General features: G+C 57.9%; 17 protein-coding genes. 11 read left to right on the top strand and 6 right to left on the bottom strand.

Annotation, left to right across the window (positions count from 1 at the left end; all coding sequences use genetic code 11):
• Positions 1 to 7: 7 nt before the first annotated feature.
• From ATG98_RS07255 to hrpB, 5 genes are all read left to right on the top strand, one after another.
• The gene (locus ATG98_RS07255; protein ID WP_098422513.1) at positions 8 to 1,153 is read left to right on the top strand and encodes a COX15/CtaA family protein; all 1,146 of its coding nucleotides are present in this window, start codon (positions 8 to 10) and stop codon (positions 1,151 to 1,153) included.
• Positions 1,150 to 2,118 carry a heme o synthase gene (cyoE, locus tag ATG98_RS07250; RefSeq protein ID WP_098422512.1) on the top strand — a complete coding sequence of 323 codons (969 nt, stop codon included), beginning with the start codon at positions 1,150 to 1,152 and terminating at the stop codon, positions 2,116 to 2,118. Before ATG98_RS07255 ends, cyoE begins: the two co-directional genes overlap by 4 nt.
• A gap of 19 nt (positions 2,119 to 2,137) precedes the next feature.
• Entirely contained in the window at positions 2,138 to 2,806 is a 669-nt protein-coding gene (locus ATG98_RS07245; RefSeq protein ID WP_098422511.1) for an SCO family protein, read from the top strand.
• 43 nt (positions 2,807 to 2,849) lie between these two features.
• Complete coding sequence (locus tag ATG98_RS07240; RefSeq protein ID WP_098422510.1) at positions 2,850 to 4,085, top strand: YbfB/YjiJ family MFS transporter; 1,236 nt, start codon at positions 2,850 to 2,852, stop codon at positions 4,083 to 4,085.
• Positions 4,086 to 4,268: 183 nt separating this feature from the next.
• Positions 4,269 to 6,761 carry an ATP-dependent helicase HrpB gene (gene hrpB / locus ATG98_RS07235; protein WP_098422509.1) on the top strand — a complete coding sequence of 831 codons (2,493 nt, stop codon included), beginning with the start codon at positions 4,269 to 4,271 and terminating at the stop codon, positions 6,759 to 6,761.
• Positions 6,762 to 6,789: 28 nt separating this feature from the next.
• Here hrpB and ATG98_RS07230 read toward each other — a convergent pair whose 3' ends face one another.
• Positions 6,790 to 7,161, bottom strand: coding sequence for a DUF6746 family protein (locus ATG98_RS07230; protein WP_098420267.1), 372 nt, complete (start codon positions 7,159 to 7,161; stop codon positions 6,790 to 6,792).
• A 150-nt stretch (positions 7,162 to 7,311) separates the two neighbouring features.
• Between ATG98_RS07230 and ATG98_RS07225 the strand changes: the two genes are divergently transcribed.
• Positions 7,312 to 8,130, top strand: a complete 819-nt coding sequence (locus tag ATG98_RS07225) for an ATP-grasp domain-containing protein (RefSeq protein ID WP_098422508.1) — start codon at positions 7,312 to 7,314, stop codon at positions 8,128 to 8,130.
• A gap of 213 nt (positions 8,131 to 8,343) precedes the next feature.
• Positions 8,344 to 9,519, top strand: a complete 1,176-nt coding sequence (locus ATG98_RS07220) for a type III PLP-dependent enzyme (protein WP_098420263.1) — start codon at positions 8,344 to 8,346, stop codon at positions 9,517 to 9,519.
• Between the two features lie 83 nt (positions 9,520 to 9,602).
• On the opposite strand, the gene ATG98_RS07215 is transcribed toward ATG98_RS07220, so the two are convergent.
• The 4 genes from ATG98_RS07215 to ATG98_RS07200 form a co-directional block, all read right to left on the bottom strand.
• Positions 9,603 to 10,811: a CynX/NimT family MFS transporter gene (locus ATG98_RS07215; RefSeq protein ID WP_098420261.1), complete on the bottom strand. Its 1,209-nt coding sequence runs from the start codon at positions 10,809 to 10,811 to the stop codon at positions 9,603 to 9,605.
• Positions 10,801 to 11,196, bottom strand: coding sequence for an ectoine synthase (locus ATG98_RS07210; protein ID WP_018403276.1), 396 nt, complete (start codon positions 11,194 to 11,196; stop codon positions 10,801 to 10,803). The genes ATG98_RS07215 and ATG98_RS07210 overlap by 11 nt, the downstream gene beginning before the upstream one ends.
• Positions 11,197 to 11,281: 85 nt before the next feature.
• The gene (locus ATG98_RS07205; RefSeq protein ID WP_098420260.1) at positions 11,282 to 12,733 is read right to left on the bottom strand and encodes a GTPase/DUF3482 domain-containing protein; all 1,452 of its coding nucleotides are present in this window, start codon (positions 12,731 to 12,733) and stop codon (positions 11,282 to 11,284) included.
• Positions 12,730 to 14,181 carry a DUF2868 domain-containing protein gene (locus ATG98_RS07200; RefSeq protein ID WP_098422507.1) on the bottom strand — a complete coding sequence of 484 codons (1,452 nt, stop codon included), beginning with the start codon at positions 14,179 to 14,181 and terminating at the stop codon, positions 12,730 to 12,732. Before ATG98_RS07200 ends, ATG98_RS07205 begins: the two co-directional genes overlap by 4 nt.
• 87 nt (positions 14,182 to 14,268) lie before the next feature.
• On the opposite strand from ATG98_RS07200, the gene ATG98_RS07195 reads away from it, so the two are divergent.
• Positions 14,269 to 14,628, top strand: coding sequence for a DUF6164 family protein (locus ATG98_RS07195; protein ID WP_098420256.1), 360 nt, complete (start codon positions 14,269 to 14,271; stop codon positions 14,626 to 14,628).
• Between the two features lie 24 nt (positions 14,629 to 14,652).
• Here ATG98_RS07195 and ATG98_RS07190 read toward each other — a convergent pair whose 3' ends face one another.
• A complete protein-coding gene (locus ATG98_RS07190; protein ID WP_098422506.1) occupies positions 14,653 to 15,576 on the bottom strand; it encodes an alpha/beta hydrolase in 924 nt (307 codons plus the stop codon).
• 251 nt (positions 15,577 to 15,827) lie between these two features.
• On the opposite strand from ATG98_RS07190, the gene ATG98_RS07185 reads away from it, so the two are divergent.
• The 3 genes from ATG98_RS07185 to ATG98_RS07175 all read left to right on the top strand — a co-directional run bounded on the left by ATG98_RS07185 (position 15,828) and on the right by ATG98_RS07175 (position 20,246).
• Positions 15,828 to 16,607 carry a 3-hydroxybutyrate dehydrogenase gene (locus ATG98_RS07185; RefSeq protein ID WP_098420253.1) on the top strand — a complete coding sequence of 260 codons (780 nt, stop codon included), beginning with the start codon at positions 15,828 to 15,830 and terminating at the stop codon, positions 16,605 to 16,607.
• Between the two features lie 305 nt (positions 16,608 to 16,912).
• Positions 16,913 to 18,184 carry an RNA-guided endonuclease IscB gene (gene iscB, locus ATG98_RS07180; protein ID WP_098422505.1) on the top strand — a complete coding sequence of 424 codons (1,272 nt, stop codon included), beginning with the start codon at positions 16,913 to 16,915 and terminating at the stop codon, positions 18,182 to 18,184.
• Positions 18,185 to 18,239: 55 nt separating this feature from the next.
• Positions 18,240 to 20,246, top strand: coding sequence for an acetoacetate--CoA ligase (locus ATG98_RS07175; protein ID WP_098424399.1), 2,007 nt, complete (start codon positions 18,240 to 18,242; stop codon positions 20,244 to 20,246).
• Positions 20,247 to 20,252: the final 6 nt, after the last annotated feature.

Here is a 20,252-nt window from a genome sequence, read left to right as displayed (position 1 = left end):
GATGATGATGACAAAGAATGACGCCGGCAATACCGAATCCGCAAGGATCTCCCGCCTGATGTTGCGCCTGGCCGTGCTGGCCGTTGGGCTGGCCGTGGTGGTGATCATGCTCGGCGCCTGGACCCGGCTGGTACACGCCGGCCTGGGCTGCCCGGACTGGCCTGGTTGCTACGGTTTTCTGACGGTGCCGCAAAGCGAAACAAGCATTGCCATCGCCAATGCGCGCTTTCCGGAAACGCCGGTGGATGTCGCCAAGGGCTGGCCCGAGATGATTCACCGCTATGCGGCCGGCATGCTGGGCCTTCTGGTGTTCGGGCTGGCGGCTTACGCTGTGCGCCAACGCAAACTGAACGTCCCGGTAAAACTGCCCCTGTTTATAGCCGGTTTTATTGTGCTGCAAGGCGCGTTTGGCATGTGGACCGTTACTCTGAAATTGTGGCCTCAGGTGGTGGCTTTGCATTTGCTGGGAGGCTTTACCACCTTGAGTTTGCTGGCGCTACTGGTGTTAAGGTTGCGCAGCCGTGTTCGGGGCGAGTCGCCGCAAACAGCTGGGTTGACGTCTGCCCGCTCGGGCTCGCGTCTTCGACCCTGGCTTTATGGCGGGCTATTGCTGGTGATTATGCAGATTGCCTTGGGCGCATGGACAGCAGCCAACTATGCCGCCGTGGCCTGTACCGACTTACCCACCTGCGGTGGCCAGTGGTGGCCGCAAGACATGGACTTTGCCCACGGCTTTGATATTACCCAGCATGTTGGTCCCAATTATCTGGGCGGGCAGCTCAACGCTGATGGCCGCGTGGCTATTCATGTCAGCCATCGCCTGGGCGCCGTTGTTGTAATGGTTTATTTCAGCGTGTTACTGACGCTGCTGTGGGCCCGGCGCCGGCGCAATGGCCTGGGGCAGTCAGTGGCTGTAGTAGCAGTTGTTTTGCTGGCACAGATTGCGCTTGGCCTGGCCAATGTGATTCTCTATATTCCACTGGCGGTCGCCGTGGCCCATAACGCCACCGGTGCGCTGCTGCTGCTGAGCGTGATTCAGCTGATCTGGCACCAGTGTCAGTTGGCCCAGGGCTCGCCGGCACAACTTTCGGGCGCGAAAGACAATAAAAACAATTCGATGAATTCAGCAAAGCATCAGGAGATAACGGCATGAGTGAGCAAGCGAACGTTTTGCCGGTTCCAGCCAACGCTATTGGCAATTCTTTAGGCAACTCTGTCGACAATTCTGTCGACCATTCGGCCGGTAACCGTGCTGCAGCGCACTGGCGCGACTATCTGGAGCTGACCAAGCCCAAAGTCGTCGCGATGATGATTCTGACTTCTGTTATTGGCATGCTGCTGGCGGTTTCCGGTCTGCCGTCTTTGCAGGTTCTGGTGTTCGGCAACGCTGGCATTGCGTTACTGGCCGGCGCGGCCGCGGTGATTAACCACGTGGTTGACCAGAAAGTGGACGTTGTTATGGCGCGTACTCACAAACGCCCGGTAGCCACAGGGCGGATTACTGGTGTTGAAGGACTGTTATTCGCAGGCGTATTGGCGCTGAGCGGTATGGCGATACTGATGTTGCTGGTGAACAGCCTGACAGCTTGGCTGACATTAGCGTCGCTGGTGGGTTATGCCGGCGTGTATACGCTGTTTCTGAAACGGGCCACGCCGCAGAATATTGTGATTGGTGGGCTGGCCGGCGCCATGCCGCCGTTGCTGGGCTGGACTGCGGTAACTGGGCAGGTGGATGGCCATGCGCTGCTACTGGTACTGATTATTTTTGCCTGGACGCCACCGCATTTCTGGGCATTGGCGATTCACCGCAAGGAAGAGTATGCCAAGGCCCGCATCCCCATGCTGCCGGTGACCCACGGTAATTACTACACGGAACTGCACATCCTGCTGTACACTCTCATTCTTCTTGCGGTTAGCCTGCTACCGTTTGTGACTGGAATGTCCGGCATGATTTATCTGGTCGGCGCCCTTGTGCTTGGCTTGCGCTTTTTGCAGTATGCGATACGCTTGCTGCGCGGTGACGATCGGCGCGTAGCGCTGGACACCTTCAAATATTCGATCACCTATCTGATGGCGCTGTTTGTGGTGTTACTGGTTGACCACTATGCCTTTATTTGATGCCTGATATGGAGCCCCGATGACCCGCCAGATTCGCACAACGGTAATCTTGCTAGTACTGGCGATAGTGGCTGTGTTCGGCCTGTCTGTAGCGCGGTATTGGCTGGCAGAGCCAGCACCGGTCGAACAGCCACCGGATCTGGCCAGCGCCAATATTTACGTGTATGAGCAGCCGCGGCCGGTGATCGAATTTGAACTGACAGATGAAAACGGCCAGACCGTTACCCGTGAAAATCTCCGCGGCCACTGGACCTTTGCTTTTGTAGGCTACACCAACTGCCCGGATATTTGTCCGGTAGCTATGGCGGCCCTGCGCCAGACCAACAAGTTGCTGCCTGCTAACTTGCCCCAGCCACGCTACCTGCTGGTCAGCGCCGACCCGGAACACGACACACCGGAAGTTCTGAAAAATTATACGGGCTTCTTTGGTGAAAATTTCCACGGTTACAGTGGTGATATCGACATAACCCGGGCCTTGGCGACCAGCTTAGGCGCCGTGTTTGTTCAGCGTAAAACGGAGGGTGGTTTATTGGTGGACCACAGCGGCCACTTTGCACTGATCGGCCCCTCGGCCGAAGTGGTGGCGCTGATACAGCCGCCCCATAAACCGCAGCAAATAGCCGATGGCTTCGAACAGATTTACCGCTGGGCAGACCGCCAGCGTCAGACAAACAGCTCCGCTTATTAATTCAGTCCTGCTTCAATGGTTTTTATAATCACAAGTAATTCACATGACTCAGAAAACGGCCTCTGCCGCACTTCACTCGTCGCCTGCCACTCCTCGCGAACTTTTTACCGCACTGGCCGCCGGTGCAGTGCTTCTTCTTGTGGTGCACGGCCTTGGGCGCTTTATGTACACCCCACTTTTGCCCTATTTGGTGAATGACGGCCTGTTTTCCGCCGCAGATGGCGCGGCCGTGGCCACCTGGAATTATATGGGCTATCTGATGGGCGCGGTGCTGGCCATCCGCTGGCACCGCATTGACCATATTCGCCGTATTTTGCCGCTGGCCGTGGTGGTGCACATTGTCACCAGTTTGCTGGTGGCGGTTGAAACCGATCTGACGGCTATTTCCACGACTCGCTGGCTTAACGGCGTGGCCAATGGTGTGGTGTTTGTGCAGGCACCAGCGCTTATTCTGGAGTGGCTGGTGTTGCGTAACCGCGCCAGCCTGAGCGGGCTGGTGTATTTCGGCGTAGGTTTTGGCCTGCTGTTGTCCGCAGGTGTGGTCAGTGGCACGGCGGGTTGGCTGGAAGGCCCGGAACGCTGGTGGCCGGCTGCGATTATTTCCATTCCGCTGGCGGCCTGGGGTACCTGGAAGCTGATGCAGCTGGATGTGCCGATGCATTCACCGGTGGCGACTAACAACAGTGGTGAAGCGCGTAGCACCCGACTGTTCGACCGAGCCAGTACGCCATTGTTTCTGGCTTACGCCGGCGCTGGCCTGGGTTATATTCTGCCGATGACGTTTCTACCGCTGCTGGCCAACGTAGAGTTGCAACCCGAGCATTGGTTGCAGGACGGCAGCTGGTTGCTGGTGGCGCTATCCACCATTGCGGCACCCTGGATATGGAATCGTCTGGGCGCCAGCATGGGTGATGTTAAGGCGCTGAAACTCAATTTTGCCATTCAGTTAGCGGGTGTGCTTGCTGCGGTGGTCGTTCCGGGTGCGCCGGGGCTGATTCTGTGTGCGATTCTGGTGGGCGTTACTTTCCTGGGTACGGTATTGCTGACCCAGCGCATTGGCCGGGCACTGCACCCGCACCAGGGGCCGCGCCTGTCTGCTGCGATGGTGGCTTTGTATGGATTTACCCAAATGGTCGGCCCCTGGTTGACTAAACAGTGGCTGGATGCCGGTGGAACCCTGTCGTCAGCGTTCGGTATAGGGGTAGGGGCGCTGGCATTTGGATTTGTGTTTCTGTTATTCGTGCCGCGGCCTAATGAGTGGCATTCTCGTGCGGTGTGAGGTTTTTGCCGGTAAAGCGTAGCCTTTTGGTTGCGGTGGATTGATCGCGGCGGCGGGGAATGTTTTTTCTTGGAAATGGAACTCGCTGCGCTCAGACACCCATTTCCGGCGAAAAAATTTGCTCCCGCGCCAACTCCCAACCCCGCAGACTAAACTCAAACCAAAAAGCCGAAGCAAAACACCGTGCTCCCAATAGAACATATCCTCCCCCAGCTAAAACAAATTCTGGAAACCAACACCACAGCGCTGCTGCAGGCGCCGCCAGGCGCTGGCAAAACCACCCGCGTTCCGTTGGCGTTGCTGGATGCACCCTGGCGCCAGGGGCGGCGAATTTTGATGCTGGAACCGCGGCGACTGGCGGCTCGTTCGGCGGCACGGTATATGGCCGGGCAGTTGGGCGAACAAGCCGGGCAGACAGTGGGTTATCGCACGCGGCTGGATACGAGGGTGTCGGCGGCTACCGTGATTGAAGTCGTGACCGAGGGCATTCTTACCCGGTTGATTCAGAGCGATCCGCTGCTGGAAGACTATGCCGCTGTGTTGTTTGACGAGTTTCACGAGCGCTCGTTGCAGGCTGATTTAGGGCTGGCTCTGATGCGGGAATCGCAGCAGGTGCTGCGGGAGGATTTGCGGGTGCTGGTGATGTCAGCCACGTTGGATACGGCGCCCATTGCGCGGTTGCTGGGCGATGTGCCAGTTTTAAGCAGCGAAGGGCGGGCGTTTCCGGTGGAGGTTTTATATCGGCCTGTTGCGTCTGCGCAGCGCCCGCCCCGTGTGGTGGACCAGGTCACAGCGGCGGTGCTTGAGGCGCTGGCTCAGCAGCCGGGTTCAGTGCTGGTGTTTCTGCCGGGCGCCGGTGAAATCCGGAGGGTGGCGCAAGGATTAGCGGGGCAGGTGGCGTCGGATGTGGTGATTGCGCCGTTGTTCGGCAACTTGCAGGCGGCGGAGCAGGACCGTGCGATTGCTCCGGCAGCTGATGGCACGCGTAAGGTGGTGCTGGCCACGGCGATTGCAGAGACCAGTTTGACCATTGAAGGCGTGCGGGTGGTGATTGATAGCGGGCAGCAGCGGCGGGCGGTGTTTGACCCCGGAAGTGGCATGACGCGGCTGGTGACAGGCCGCGTATCCAAAGCGTCGGCGGAGCAGCGTAAAGGCCGTGCCGGGCGCACCCAACCCGGGGTGTGCTATCGCCTTTGGAGCGAGCCCGAGCAGTATGGTCTGGCAGATTTTACCCCGCCGGAGATTCGCGAAGCGGATCTGGCGCCGCTGGTTCTGGAACTGGCCCAGTGGGGCGCGCGGTCGCCCGATCAGCTGCAGTGGGTTGAGTCACCGCCGCCGGCGCACTGGCAGCAGGCGGTGGAGTTGCTGCAATTGCTGGATATGCTGGGTCAAGACGGCGCCATTACTAATCATGGCAAGGCGGCGCGGGCACTGGGCGTTCATCCGCGGTTGGCGCACATGGTATTGCTGGGCCGTGCATTGAGGCTAGGTTCGCTGGCTTCAGAATTAGCAGCACTTTTGGAAGACCGGGACCTGTTGGGGCCGGGTGCTGGCGCCGACATGCACGAGCGCGTGCGGGTACTGCGCGGGGAGCGTGGCCACGCACGGGTAAACCCGGCGCGAATTCAGGCGGTGCGAAAGCAGGCCAGACGGCTTGAACCAGCAGCGTCATCGGCCAACCATGCTTCTTCGGTGGCGCCCACTGCGACAGAGGTGGGGCGTTTACTGGCGCTGGCCTATCCGGACCGCATAGCGCGCCGTCGCCCCGGTGATGCCCCCCGTTACCAGCTTAGTAATGGTAAAGGTGCGCTGCTACGGGAAGACGATGCCCTGGCCCGTTACGACTGGCTGGTGGCGGCAGATTTGGACGGCAAGGCCCGCGAAGCGCAAATTTACCTGGCCGCGCCGGTGGATTTGGCAACTCTGGAAAGTGACCTTGCGGCGCACATTCAGCAACGTGACGAAGCCGAGTGGGATGATCGGCGCGGCACCGTGGTTGCGCGCCAAGTGCGTCGCCTGGGTGCTTTGATTCTGGCCGAAAAACCGCTGGCCAAGCCTTCTGCAGAACTGATGCAGCAGGGTTTGCTGGCCGCCGTGCGGCGTAAAGGGCTGAACAGCCTGCCCTGGACTGCCGGCGCCAGGCAATGGCAGGCGCGGGTCGGGCTGCTGGCACGGCATTTCCCCGAGGACTGGCCGGATGTCAGTGACACAGCGCTGATGAATTCGCTAGAGGATTGGCTGGCGCCCTACCTGTCGGGCCTTAGCCGTTGGGCTGAACTGCAAAAGCTGAGTATGCAGGGTGCGCTGAACGGTGTGCTGGATTATGCCCGGCAGCAACGCCTGAACGAGTTGGCGCCGACGGCGTTAACTATTCCAACCGGTAGCGCTGTTGCGCTGGATTACACCGTGGAAAACGGCCCGGTTTTGGCAGCCAAACTGCAGGCGCTGTTTGGCTGGACGCGAACGCCCACCGTTGCGAGCGGGCAGGTGCCGGTGCTAATACACCTGTTATCGCCCGCCCAGCGGCCGCTGGCGGTCACGGCAGATCTGGCCAGCTTCTGGGCCAATGTGTATCCACAGGTGCGCAAAGACACCCGTGGGCGCTACCCCAAACATCCCTGGCCGGAAGATCCGCTGACCGCCGTGGCGCAGCAGGGCGTGAAACGTAAATCCTAGTGTCCTGCCTGGTGAGCGCTGAAACCACTTATTTTACAATTTTGCGGCCGGTTTCCAGATATTGTTTTCCTGCTGAGCGCACGGTGTTTGGGTCTGAATGCTCGGAGGCCTTGTGTACACGCTCCAAGGTTTCAGCCAATTGTTCCAGTTCGTCGTCCATTTTTTTCAGCGCGTTTTCCAGAGTGTATGTCAGCTGGTGTACATCGTTCATGGTTTCTGGCGTTAACTCACCAGCCAGAATCGTTTCCAGTTTGGTGTTGTACTCGGAAAAGTGATACACCGCCTGATCCAGGGTGTTGGCGGGTTCGCCTTTGTAGTGGTTGGCGTCTTCGGCCATAGCGGGGTTAGCGATCACCAGGGACGTAACGGCGGCAAGGACAAGATGACGAAGCTTTTTCATAAAATGTTCCCAGTTGTTTAACGGAATACGAATTATTATCGATGTGTTTTATGAATGCATTGACAGGCGTCAAATTACTTATATCGATAGTGCTTGCCAGCGTACAAAAAGCGCCTAAAATTCGCACACTTCAACTGGTGTGAAACCCTCATGCACTGTGTCTCGTTTGATATTTTCCGCACTCTTGGTTTTCCCGATACCACCGTACTCAAGCCGGATCAGTTTTTGCGCCATAAAGAATTGCTGCGCGATGCTGACTGGGTGCTGTTTCCGGAGTATTGGCAGCTAAACACTCTGGTACATGGTCTGAAATGCCGAGTGTTTCCCAGTGTTGCCAGTTACCGCATTGGCCACGACAAAGTGGAAATGACCCGGGCGTTTCAGGCTATCGCGCCTGAGCACACGCCCTGGACGCTGATTACCGCCAATGGCCCCCAGGAACGCGAACAGATATGGCAGGATATGGCCCTGCCCTTTGTGGCCAAGCTGCCAAAAGCGAGCATGGGCGAAGGTGTGTGGCTGATTGAAAACCGTGAAGATTGGCAGCGCTATTGCGATCGTACCGACGTGCTCTATGCCCAGGAATATCTGCCCCTGGAGCGGGATGCGCGGGTGGTGATAGTGGGCGACAAAGTCGTTACCGCCTATTGGCGCACCCAAGCCGATCAGGGCTTTTACAACAACTTGGCCCAGGGCGGGCGAATCGATTACAGCCCGGTGCCGGCGGTGGTGACTGATCTGGCCCTGCGATTGGCGCGGGAGCTGGAGGTAGATCACGCCGGTTTTGATATTGCGCTGGTGGAAGGCTATCCCTTTGTACTGGAATTCAACCGCCTGTTTGGCAATCAGGGTTTGGGTCAGGGCACTGATTTGCAGGACGCAATATTGGCGTACCTGCGCCAGTGCAACGAACCCCGTAACCCGGAAGAGCCGATGATGCCTGATCCGGTATGGCCAGTGGCGGTTTAAATCTTACTGGGGTCCTGCTGGCTGGCGCTTGCAGTGGCTGGTATTTTGACTATCCTGCAAAACAATGCGATTTGCACCAGGCCTGTTTTATGTGTAGATATGCTGATATGCGGACTTGAAAAAAAGTCCGATGATCGCGCTAATCAACGGGCTCTGCCGCCAAGGCGCAGAGCCTTTTTTCTGCTGAATACCCTGTGGAGGGAAACACCACCCATGACCGAGTTATCCAACGCCCGTATTACCGACTACTACACCGAAAGCACGTTCAACCGTATTCGGCAGTTCGCCGAAGGTAAAGAAACACCGTTTGTAGTGATTGATACCGCCACTATCGATTCTCACTATAACGAATTGGTTGAGGGTTTCCCTTACGCACAGGTGTATTACGCGGTAAAAGCCAATCCGGCCCCGCAGGTTCTGACTCTGCTGCGAGATAAGGGTGCCAATTTTGACATCGCTTCGGTGTACGAGCTGGAACAGGTAATGGCGCTGGGTGTGACTGCTGAACGCATCAGTTTTGGTAATACCATCAAAAAAGCCAAAGACGTTCGCACATTCTATGAAAAAGGCGTGCGCATGTTTGCTACCGATTCGGAAGCAGATCTGCGCAATATTGCCGAGGTTGCACCGGGCTCAAAAATCTACGTGCGGATTTTGACGGAAGGCACGTTAACCGCCGACTGGCCGTTGTCACGTAAATTTGGCTGCCAGCAAGATATGGCCATGGACCTGCTGATTCTGGCCCGTGACCTGGGTTTGGTGCCCTACGGTGTGTCGTTCCACGTGGGCTCGCAGCAGCGTGAAATTGGCGCCTGGGATGCAGCGCTGGGCACAGTAAAGGTGATTTTTGAGCGTCTCAAGGAGGAAGACGGTATTGAATTGAAAATGATCAATATGGGGGGTGGCTTCCCGGCCAATTACATCACCCGCGCTAATGAAGTGAAGGTATATGCAGATGAAATTGGTCGTTTTCTGCGCGAAGATTTTGGTGACGAATTGCCGGAGATTATTATTGAGCCGGGCCGTTCGCTGATTTCCAACGCCGGTGTACTGGTGAGCGAGGTGGTGCTGATTTCCCGTAAATCCAGCACTGCCCTGCACCGCTGGGTGTATACAGACGTGGGCAAGTTTTCCGGGCTGATTGAAACTCTGGACGAAGCTATCAAGTTTCCGATCTGGACTGAAAAGGTCGGCGAAGGTGAAGATTGCGTGATTGCCGGGCCAACTTGCGACAGTGCCGACATCATGTATGAAGACCACAAATATCCGCTGCCGCTGAGTCTGGCGATTGGTGACCGCATGTACTGGTTCTCGACCGGCGCTTACACCACTACCTACAGCGCGGTGGGGTTCAACGGCTTTCCGCCGCTGAAAGATTATTACATTTAATAGTCGTTGATTCAGCCGAGCCAGACAGTGGCTCGACTGGCAATGTCGCAGTATAAAAAACGGGGCCAGACAGGCCCCGTTTTTTATGAGCTGCGTTCCAGCTTCAGGTTGAACGCGATGGGTAATACCAGCACGCCGTAGGCGATCATCACCCAAAAAGCGTGGCGGATATCGCCGCTGGCGTCTGACACCAAACCGCCGATCATCGGCACAACGAAGGCCACGGTATAACCCACCAGAAAGTTACCCGCCGACAGGCGCCCAGTTTCGGCCGAGGACACCAACAGCGGCGGCACGGCCACCATCAAGATCAGCAGAAGGCCGGCGGTGAAGCTCATAAAGGTAGCGCTGATAATGCCAGACCATCCGGGCATCAGCACGGCGCCGACGGCTCCCAGCAGGCTTAGAATCAGCACGATAATCAGAGGGCTTTTGCGCCCTACCCAAAAGCGCGCCATTTTAAGCATCAGAAGAGACGCCACCACTTGCGCAAAGTTGTACCAGAACAGGGCATCGGTGAGCTGATCCAGTTCACCACGCTGTTCTAGCAGGTTGCTCATGTACGCGTTGAAACCGAAAAATAATGAGCTGGATACGCCTAGCAGCAGGCCAATTCGCAGCGTTAGCGGATTGCTCCAATCTGGTAGCCAGGCCACTTTGCGGGTGGGCCGCGCCAGATCTCGCTTGGGTAGGAAAAGCGCTGCAGCCACCAGCAGGGCCGGAAGCGACCAGGCAATCAAGGTAGCGCGCCAGCTTTCGCCCACCAGCGGCATAATCACCGGCAGGGTTATCCCGGCGCCGATGAACTCGCCCATCAGCATGCCGTTCATGTAAATTGCCGCGCCCATGGCCATATGGTGGGGCGCCAGCCAACGCGGCAGCAGCGCAGGCAGCGCCGGTTGCATCATGGCAATGCCCAGGCCCATAACGGCGCCTGCGACCATCAACAACGCGGTGTCTGGAGCCAGGCCACGGGCGGCAGATCCGATGGTCATGATCAGTATGGCCAGCGCCAGAGTATTGCGCGGGCCGATGCGGGAAATAGCCAGGGAACCGGGCATGGCGCCAATGGCCAGCATCAGAATAGGTAAGGTGGTCAATGCGCCGGTCAGGGTTTGAGACAGCGAAAGTTCGTCGGCAATGTACGGTGCTAAAGGTGGCGCCACCAGAATGGGTATGCGCAGGTAAGCACCGGCCAGCCAAAGTAAAACCGCCACCGGGAGCAGGGTAGCAGCCGGTGGCGGTAGGGTGCTGCTGTGTTCAACAGCAGCGGGTGTTGAATTAGTCTTCACTGGTATCCGGCAGGTAGGCACCGTCTTCGTCGTGTACTTCCTGGCCGGTAACGGGCGGGTTGAACGAGCAGATCAGACGCATGTCTTCGGTTCCGCCAAACAGGATGTGCTTGTCGTGCTTGTCCAAAGCGTAAAGTGTGCCATCAGTAATTTTGTGGTTTTCACCGGTGGCAACGTCGGTGATGGAACCATTGCCAGCTACGCAATAAACCGCTTCCAGGTGATGCTTGTACCAGAATGTGTGTTCGGAGCCGGCTTTGATGATGGTTTCATGGAATGAAAAGCCCATACCGTCTTTTTTTAGCAGCAAACGGCGGCTGGTCCATTGCTGGGCGCTGACTTCGCGTTCGGTGCCAATAATGTCTTTAACTCGTACAATTTTCATTAGTATTCCTCACGTTAGAGTAGCGCGGCCGGGTAATTATCAGAGTGCGCTGTTATGGAATAGCCCTATAGTATAAACACCCCTGTCATATACTTTTCAACTCCCAGTCGTTGTATGCCTTCATAGCGTGGGTGATCACCTGCCCCAGTTTGTGCTGATCACTAGGGTCTGAGACCTTACCTTTTCGGGCTTTTTCCAGAGCCCGATGCAAGATGTTGCGATCCTGTTTTGACAAGCCTTCCAACCAGTGGCTGTCGGTGGCACCAAGCGCGAGCGGCGCCCGTCCAGCGTGGTTTCGGTGGCTTACATGCCACCAGTGATTCAGCGCCCTGCCCAACACCACATAGCCAAACTGGGTGTCTGGCACCGGGCCGAAGCTGGCGGTTTTTACACCGTCGCGCAGAGGCCCTATCTTCAGTGTAGGCAATGGCAGGCGGTCGCCGTAAAAATAACTACCGGCAGCGCCGATTATGCCGCCGATCAGGGCGCCGGTGCCAAATGATGCACCTAACGTTAGTGCATCAATACCAACACCCCCAACAGCACCAGCACCGAAACCGGCCCCCGCCAGGTAGCCTTTGTTCACGCCCCAGAGCTGGCGGCTGTCTTCGGAAAACAGGTCGTGTTCACTTTGCCATTCCAGCTCGGCTTCCTGACGCTGCAGCTGGCCGTGCTGGTACAACTGCTGAACCTCGCCGCGCAGTTGCTGTTCACGCTGGCGCTGATGCTGATACCAGCTCTTGCGCAGTTCGGAGGCAAGGGCGTCTTTGTTCTGGCTAGAGGCACTGGCAGCCAGGTCCTCTTTTAGGCCTTCTGCCAAGCTGCGGCTGTGGCGGTATCCCATCATCTGCCGCAGGGTTTGCGCAATCAGCGTGGCGGCTTGTTGCCTGCGCTGCTGGCGCTGGCGATCCAGAAATCCGGTGGCGGTTTCCAGGGGTTTTTCCCAGGCCGGTTCGAGCTGGCCGAAAGCTCGTAAAAGACTTAGGTGTTGCTCGAAAGGTGCACGAACAGCATCGAACTTGCGCACAATCTGAAAGAATTGCCCCAGTGCCGCCTGCCAGGTGTCGCCGTAATCTTCATCACCAATGCTGTTGATCAGCGCCAGGCTGGGGCGCCCGGTCCAGCGCAATATGGTCATCTCTGCTTCGTGCTGCGGGCTGTATGGCACCGAACCGTCCACCACGTAAATAATGCCGGCGCCTTCGATTAATGGCGCCAGCAGTTCGCATTCGTCGCTGAACTGCGAATTACCGCGATGCTGGGTAACAAACGCGGCTACCGTGGCGGCTCGGTCTGAGGCAGAAACGCTGTGAGCTTCCAGCCACTCAAGTACCCGTCGCGGGCGTTGAAAGCCTGGCGTGTCCACCAGGGTGTAAAGCACTTGGCCGTCTACCTGTAACGGGTAGGCGTGGCTGCGGCGGGTGGTGCCAGGTTCCAGGGCAATAGCGATGGCGTCATTTTGGGACAATGTCGCGACGATCGAAGATTTGCCTTTGTTAGGGTGGCCCACCACTGCAAATACCGGAGCCTGATTCATGAATGCGACAGTCCTGTGGTGATGGCAATATCTCCGACTGTAACAAAACCTGGCGGGCAGCGTTCTGCAAAACGTAACCAGGGTTGTAGCTGGCGGTCTGTAGCGGTGGCGGATGGCTCCCGAGTTTCGGCCGCTAATGGCAGCAAACAAACCCGGCTGCCGGCAGGCCAGCTCTGGCGCGCGCTGGTCAAAAAGTCCAGCAGCTCGCCCGTGGGCGGCTCCCAGCTGCGCACCAGCATAAGGGCGGTGACTGCATCGCTGTTGGCAGCCAGTTGGGCAATTGCCTGCTGGTCCTGGCTGAGGCTCGCCAGGCCGCCAACATCGAGCGCCGGGCCTGGGCAGATAGCGGCCAGAGCCGCGGGCAGTGTTTGTTTGTCAGTGACGGTTCCCGCGCCGGCCCAGCTCAGCAGCTGCGCTTTTTCCGGAAGCGGCTGCAATAGGGTATTGTGCCGGGTGTCGGGCAAGTCGCTTGCGTCATTGTGACCGGCGCCGGTATCCAGCACCGGTGTTGCCATGCGTTCGCGCAGGGCTCGCAGCCCGGGGTGGCACAGCAGCAGTTTGCGCGCCCGCAAACGCACCAGCGCGCTTGCCAGCAGGCGCAGCAACAGGCGTGGCAACACAACCCACACCAACCACAGCATACTGATAAACGGCCACCACTGGCCCCAGCGTGCCGGTGTGAGTGCGGTGTTGGTGCCGGCGCGAAAAAACCGGGTGGCGTCCACCAGTGCCAGGTCTGGTACCGCGGCCGGCCATAGCCATGCCCAAGGCGTGGCCAGGGCGCTGGTGAGCTGGTGATAGCCGCTGGAGGCGGTATTCAGGGTGGTGCTCCAGCCGAACGCCAGATCTTGAGTCACCACCATCGCCAATAGGGTCAGTAAAGCCGCCACCGCAAAACTGAGCCCGCCACCCTGGGCAGCCCGCGCCATAAGAGCGGGCTGCAGTGGCTGCAAGGCCGGGGCGGGAGCAGGCATACAGCGGTTCAGCAGTGGTCGCCAGGGTTGCCAGCCCATCACCGACTGCAGGCTGGTCAGCAGCGCCAGCAGCAGTTGCAGAGCCACAAAACCAATAATCACGGTCACGTTAATGCGCTGGCCACCGTCGTAAAACAACAGGCCGGCCATGGTGATAATACCCAGCACCGCGCCCATCGCTATAAAACCGCTGTTGATCCGCTGCCAGCGTTGCTCTGTGGATTGGCCAGCGCCTGCTGATTGCTCGCAGCTGTTGTCAAAGCGCCCTAGCCAGGCCAGCCAGTGTGCCGGGTCACTTGGGCTGTTGTGCTCTTCGCAGTTCAGCGCAAACTTCCGGTCGCGACGATGAATAAAGTCTGATGTTTGCTGACCATCCCGCTGAATCTGGGCGTCGAAATCCATCAACAGGCGAAGAGGCTGTTTGGTGATGGACGTCTTGGTCATTGACGGTTTTGACGCTGACTGCTTTACCATGGAATAACCCGTTGATGAATTCGGCGCTTCCTGCTTTGGTGCTAGGATATAGCCAAGGTCGCCACCGACCAACCCCAACGAGGTTCCATGCCCCACCATTTAATGAATTTACGCCATGTGCCCGACGACGAAGCAGACGACATTCGTGATCTGTTCGAGCGTGAAAAAGTGCGCTATTACGAAACGCCGCCCAGTTTTTGGGGCATCAGTATGGGCGGTTTCTGGGTTCACGATGACGACGAAGCCGAGCGGGCGCGACAATTACTTGCAGGCTATCAGCAGCAGCGCCAAACCCAACAGCAGTTGGAATGGCAGGAGCGTGTGGCCCGGGGCGAAACCGGCTACGGCAGTATGCTGTCGCGCCACCCACTGCGAATGCTGGCGGCAATTATCGCATTAGGGGTAATTGTGGGCGTTAGCCTGTTGCCCTACCTGCGAATGGGTTAATACTTAATAAAAAAGCCAAACACGTCACTGGCTGGCCTCGGGCATCTGCTGACGCGCTAGAAATTTCAGGCCCTGCTCTACGGCATTGCCGCCGGTCAGAAAACTGGTGATATGGCCACGCAAGTTCAGCTTCAGCAGGCCGCTGTCCACGCCCTTTTGCAACAAAGCCTGATGAAAACTTTCAGCCTGGGAAAACGGCACCAGTGAATCCATGCCGCCGTGAAACAGAAAAAACGGTGGTGTTTGCGGAGTTATTTGAGTGATGGGCGAAGCAATGCGATAGGTTTCAGGTATCTGTTGTTTGTTGGCGCCCAGAAACTGAAACAGTAGCTTGCCCGAATTAAACCTGGTCAAATCCGCTGGTGTGCCGCCGGCGACCACCGCTTGAAGCTGGGTGTTTGCGCCGCCGTAAGGCTGATTGAGATCGCTATCACTGCTGGCAACCACCGCCAGCAGTGCAATCAGGTGCGCACCCGATGAAAACCCGAAACCGCTGACCCGCTGGGTATCCAGGCCATAGCGCGAACCGTTGGTGGCCAGCCACTGGCGGGCTACCTGCAAGTCGTGCAACTGGGCGGGAAAGGTGTATTCGGGCGCAAACCGGTAGGCAATGTTGAACACCGCAAAACCGTGGCCGGCGAGTTCTTCGGCAATCCACACCATGTCCGCCGGCGAACGGCTGTTCCAGCCACCCCCGTGCACCATCAGTACGACCGGGCTGGGGCCATTTTGCTGGGGCAAATATAAGTCGCCGGTCAGTGTCTGGGGCCAGTTTTCCGGGGTGTATACCAAGCCTTCTATCACGTCATATTCGGTGGTTTTCGGCTCTGGTCCGGTCAGGTTTTCCACGCCGGAGTAATGGCTACAGCCTGGCAATGACGCCAGCGCTGTGAGCAGAAAAATGGATGCGCCCAGTATTTTTCTGGGATAACCGGCGGCGTGGGACATGGCGTGAAAACTCCTTTTCGTAAAATATTCAGCTTAGTATGAACTTTAGCCCGTGACGCTCTTTAATACGTTGTTGCAGTGTAATAGGCCATTCTGCTGGCGCCATCACAGTCGGTTTGCTCCTTGAGAAAGCCGGCCATATACTCCGGCAGTGTATTTGGCACTCGAGTTTTCACCACGCACGACATGAGCCCCGCCGGTTCCGTTTTCAAGGCTTGTGTTAACAACTCTCATTCAAAGGAGGCAGCGCTATGCGCCTGCACAATCGCATTGCCCTGATTACCGGTGCAGGCCGTGGTATTGGCCGCGCCATCGCTGAACACTATGCCCGCGAAGGCGCCCGAGTGGCCGTGGCCGATCTGGATTACGACACGGCGCAGGAAGTAGCTGAAATCATCAACAGCGCCGGTGGAAGTGCCATGGCACTGGCCATGGATGTTACCGACGAACAGGCCGTGGAGCAGGGTGTTAACTCGGTGGTCGAAGCTTGGGGTGGCCTGGACATTGTGCTGGCCAACGCCGGCATACAACACATTGCGCCACTGGATAAGCTGAGCTTTAAAGACTGGCGACAGGTAATGAGCGTGCACCTGGACGGCGCGTTTCTGCTGACTCGTTCTGCGCTGCAAACCATGTACGCCAAAGGTGGCGGTACAATCCTGTATATGGGCTCGGTACACTCGTTAGAAGCATCACCGATGAAAGCCCCTTATGTGGCTGCAAAACATGGCATGCTGGGTTTGTGCCGCGCGGTGGCCAAAGAAGGCGCCGAATACGGTGTGCGCAGTAATATTATCTGCCCCGGATTTGTGCGCACGCCGCTGGTGGACAAGCAGATTCCCGAGCAAGCACAGGCTTTGGGCATATCCGAGGAAGACGTAATTTCTAAGGTAATGTTGAAAAACACCGTAGACGGAGAGTTCACAACTCTGGCGGACGTGTCAGAACTTGCCGTGCACCTGGCGGCCTTCCCGTCAGCGGCGCTAACGGGGCAATCTATTGTGGTCAGCCACGGCTGGCACATGCAGTAAGAAAACGGAGTAACGGGTCAACTACCCCGCCCTGAAGGACGGGGCTTGTAGGGAACACCCTGCAAGCCAGGTTGACCAGGGAAAGCGGACACCAACCCGCTACGTTTATCACAGGTCGCTAAGACCCACCGCCGAATGCTTCCTCAGTTCGGCGCTCTGGAAGACTGGGGTCACGCTGGCGAAAGGTAAAGCACTGAAGGTTTCAGTTGCCGCGCAAGCGGGAGCCGGTGGTAGACATTCCCGAGGGGAGAGAGGCTTCGGCCTCCGTCACAAGGCCCGTAAGGGCATTCATTGAAAGGAAAACGATGTCGGTCTTCGTACTGGATAGACGCAAGCAACCACTAATGCCGTGCTCGGAAAAGCGCTCACGGCTTCTGCTCGGCCGTGGTCGAGCCTTGGTGGTGCGTGCGTATCCGTTTACAATCCGGCTGAAAGACCGTACCGGTGGCATCACACAGCCGGTCCGTATCAAGATCGATCCCGGCAGCAAAACCAGCGGGATTGCAGTGGTTCGAGAAAGCGGCCAGAAGCAACACGTTCTGGTGTTAATGGAGTTGGCCCATCGCGGTCGTCAGATCAGCAAGTCACTGGAGCAACGCAGGGCGTTCCGTCGCCGGCGTCGCAACCAGCTGCGTTACCGGGCACCCAGATTCTTGAATCGGCTTCGATCTCTGGTGCCGGTTGTGTCTATCAGCCAGGAGCTGGTTCGATTCGATACGCAAAAGATGGAAAACCCGGAAGTCAGCGGTGTCGAGTACCAGCAAGGCACCTTGCTCGGCTACGAGGTCCGCGAATACCTTCTGGAGAAGTGGGGGCGCGAATGCGCTTACTGCACCGACAAAGACACACCGCTGCAAATTGAGCATATCGACCCAAAAGTTAACGGTGGCTCGAGTCGCATCAGCAACCTGACCTTGGCGTGCCGGCCGTGCAACCAAGAGAAAGGCAGGCAGCCTCTGGCTGATTTCTTTGCATCGTCCAAGCGGCTGAAGAACCACCAGGCCAGGCTGGATCGCATCCTCAAACAGTGCAAAAAGCCTTTAAGAGACGCCTCAGCGGTCAACTCCACCCGGTGGGCATTGCATCAGACACTGAAGCAGACGGGCCTGCCGGTTGAAGTAGGTACCGGCGGCCGCACCAAGTTCAATCGTCGGCGACTGAACATTCCTAAGACACACGCGCTGGATGCGGCTTGCGTCGGAGAAGTCGAGATCGTAGAGGGTTGGGACGTTCCAACCTTGGCGATCAAAGCCACCGGGCGCGGCAGCTATAAGCGCACACGCTTAACAAAGCACGGCTTCCCCCGCGGCTATCTGATGCGCCAGAAGCAAGTACAGGGGTTTCAGACTGGCGACATGGTGCGAGCCATTGTGCCGACAGGCACGAAAGCTGGCACCTGGCTAGGCAGGGTTGCCGTTCGCAAGACCGGCAGTTTCAACATCCAGACATCGGGCGGTGCCATACAAGGCGTCTCATATCGGCATTGCACATTAACCCAACGAGCGGATGGCTACGGCTATCACATCCAACCCAACCAACGAAAGGAGGAGGGAGACAGGGAAAACGAGTCGCGCTGAGGCACGACGCGCTATCCCTCCCCGACCTGAAGGACGGGGTATCTCGCGCAAAATGATGAATAACAACGAACAATCCCCGGTAGTCTGGTCTCCTTCTGACACCGTCCTAAAAGACAGCCAGATGGGGCGCTTTCAACACTGGCTGGAAGGTCTGGGTTACGGCCCCTTTGTAGATTATCACGCTCTGCACCAGTGGTCGGTGACCGATCTGGACGGTTTCTGGAAAGCTGTTTGGGATTACTGCGGACTGATCAGCCACACGCCCGCGCAACAGATATTGGGCAAGCGTGACATGCCCGGCGCCGAATGGTTTCCGGGTATGACCCTGAACTTCGCCGCCAACCTGCTGCGCCACGCTGAAAGCGAACACGCCAACAGCGAAGCCATTGTTGCCTTCTGCGAAACCCGCCCGGTACTGCGTTGCACCTATACCGAACTGCGTGCCGACGTGGGCGCCCTGGAAGCCTATCTGTGCAGCCAGGGCGTTACCAAAGGCGACCGGGTTGCCGGTATTGTTACCAACGGCTACGAAGCCATGGTAGGCATGCTGGCGGCCACCAGCATGGGCGCCGTGTGGAGTTCAGCGTCGCCGGATTTCGGCATTGGCGCCATTCTGGACCGTTTCGGCCAGATTGAACCAACCGCGCTGATTGCCGTGAACGGCTACGGCTACGGTGGCAAAGTATTCCAGCGCCAGCAGGAATTTACCCAATTGATCAGCGGCCTGCCCTCACTGAAGTGCGTGGTCAGCGTGCCGCAGCTGCCAGACGCACCGGCCATCGAAGGCCCTTTGGTCAGCGACTGGCACGACGCCATTGCAGCCGGCGCAGGCAAACAGCCGTCGTTCACTCCGGTGGCCCCGGATCACCCTGTGTATATCCTGTATTCCTCTGGCACCACCGGCAAACCCAAGTGCATCGTACACGGCACCGCTGGCCTGCTGGTTAACCACGCTAAAGAACTGATACTGCACGGCGATGTCGGCAGCAGCGACCGTTTCATGTATTTCACCACCTGCGGCTGGATGATGTGGAACTGGCAGGCATCTGCCCTGCTGACAGGAGCAGCGGTGATCACCGTAGACGGCTCGCCAGGTTATCCCAGCCTGAACATGCTGTGGCAAACCGTAGCCGACGAAAAAGTCACCCACTTTGGCACCAGCGCCCGCTTCCTGGCCGGCTGCCGCAAAGACGGCATGACCCCGGCTAAGGATCTGGATCTAAGCGCTCTCAGAGTCGTGTTCTCAACCGGCTCGCCGCTGCTGCCAGAAGACTACGACTGGATGTACACAGATGGCGCACCGGGTGCCCTGTTAGGCTCCATCGCCGGCGGCACCGACATCTGCGGCTGCTTTGTAGGCTCCACACCTTTACTGCCCGTACGCCGCGGCGAAATACAATGTCGCCTTTTGGGCGTAGACGCCGCCGCCTTTGACGACAACGGCCAATCCGTAAGCTCCGGCCGCGGTGAACTGGTGTGCCGCCAGCCCCTGCCGTCTATGCCCGTCAGTTTCTGGGACGACCCAGGCGGCGAACGCTATCGTAACGCCTACTTCGACACCTTCGCCAATTCTGCGCCCGGCGTGTGGGCCCACGGCGACTTCATCGAATTCACCGAACACGGCGGCGCTATCATCTACGGCCGCTCTGACGCCACTCTAAACCCCGGTGGCGTTCGCATCGGCACCGCAGAAATCTATCGGCAGGTAGAAACGGAAGCTGCCATAAAAGACAGCCTGGTGGTTGGCCGACAGATAGAAGGCGACGTAGAAGTGGTGTTGCTGGTGGTTCTGGCCGACGGCGAAACCCTGAACGAAGAACTGCTAAAACGCCTGAAAACCCAAATCCACAAAGGCGCCAGCCCCCGCCACGTACCCCGCCACATCATTCCCGTGTCGGACGTCCCCTACACCCGCAGCGGCAAAAAGGTAGAACTCGCTGTAGCCCGCCTCATCAACGGCTCTGCCCGTAGCGACAACCGCGACGCCTTGGCCAATCCGGAAGCGTTGGATGCTATTCAGGCGTGTTTGCAGGAAGCAGGGTTGTTGCCGCAGGAAGGTTAAATCGGG

Origin of the sequence: Marinobacter sp. LV10R520-4 (assembly GCF_002563815.1) — a bacterium.
Classification (GTDB): domain Bacteria; phylum Pseudomonadota; class Gammaproteobacteria; order Pseudomonadales; family Oleiphilaceae; genus Marinobacter.
The sequence above is the reverse complement of the archived record's forward strand: the minus strand, read 5'-3'. Positions and strand labels throughout refer to the sequence as shown.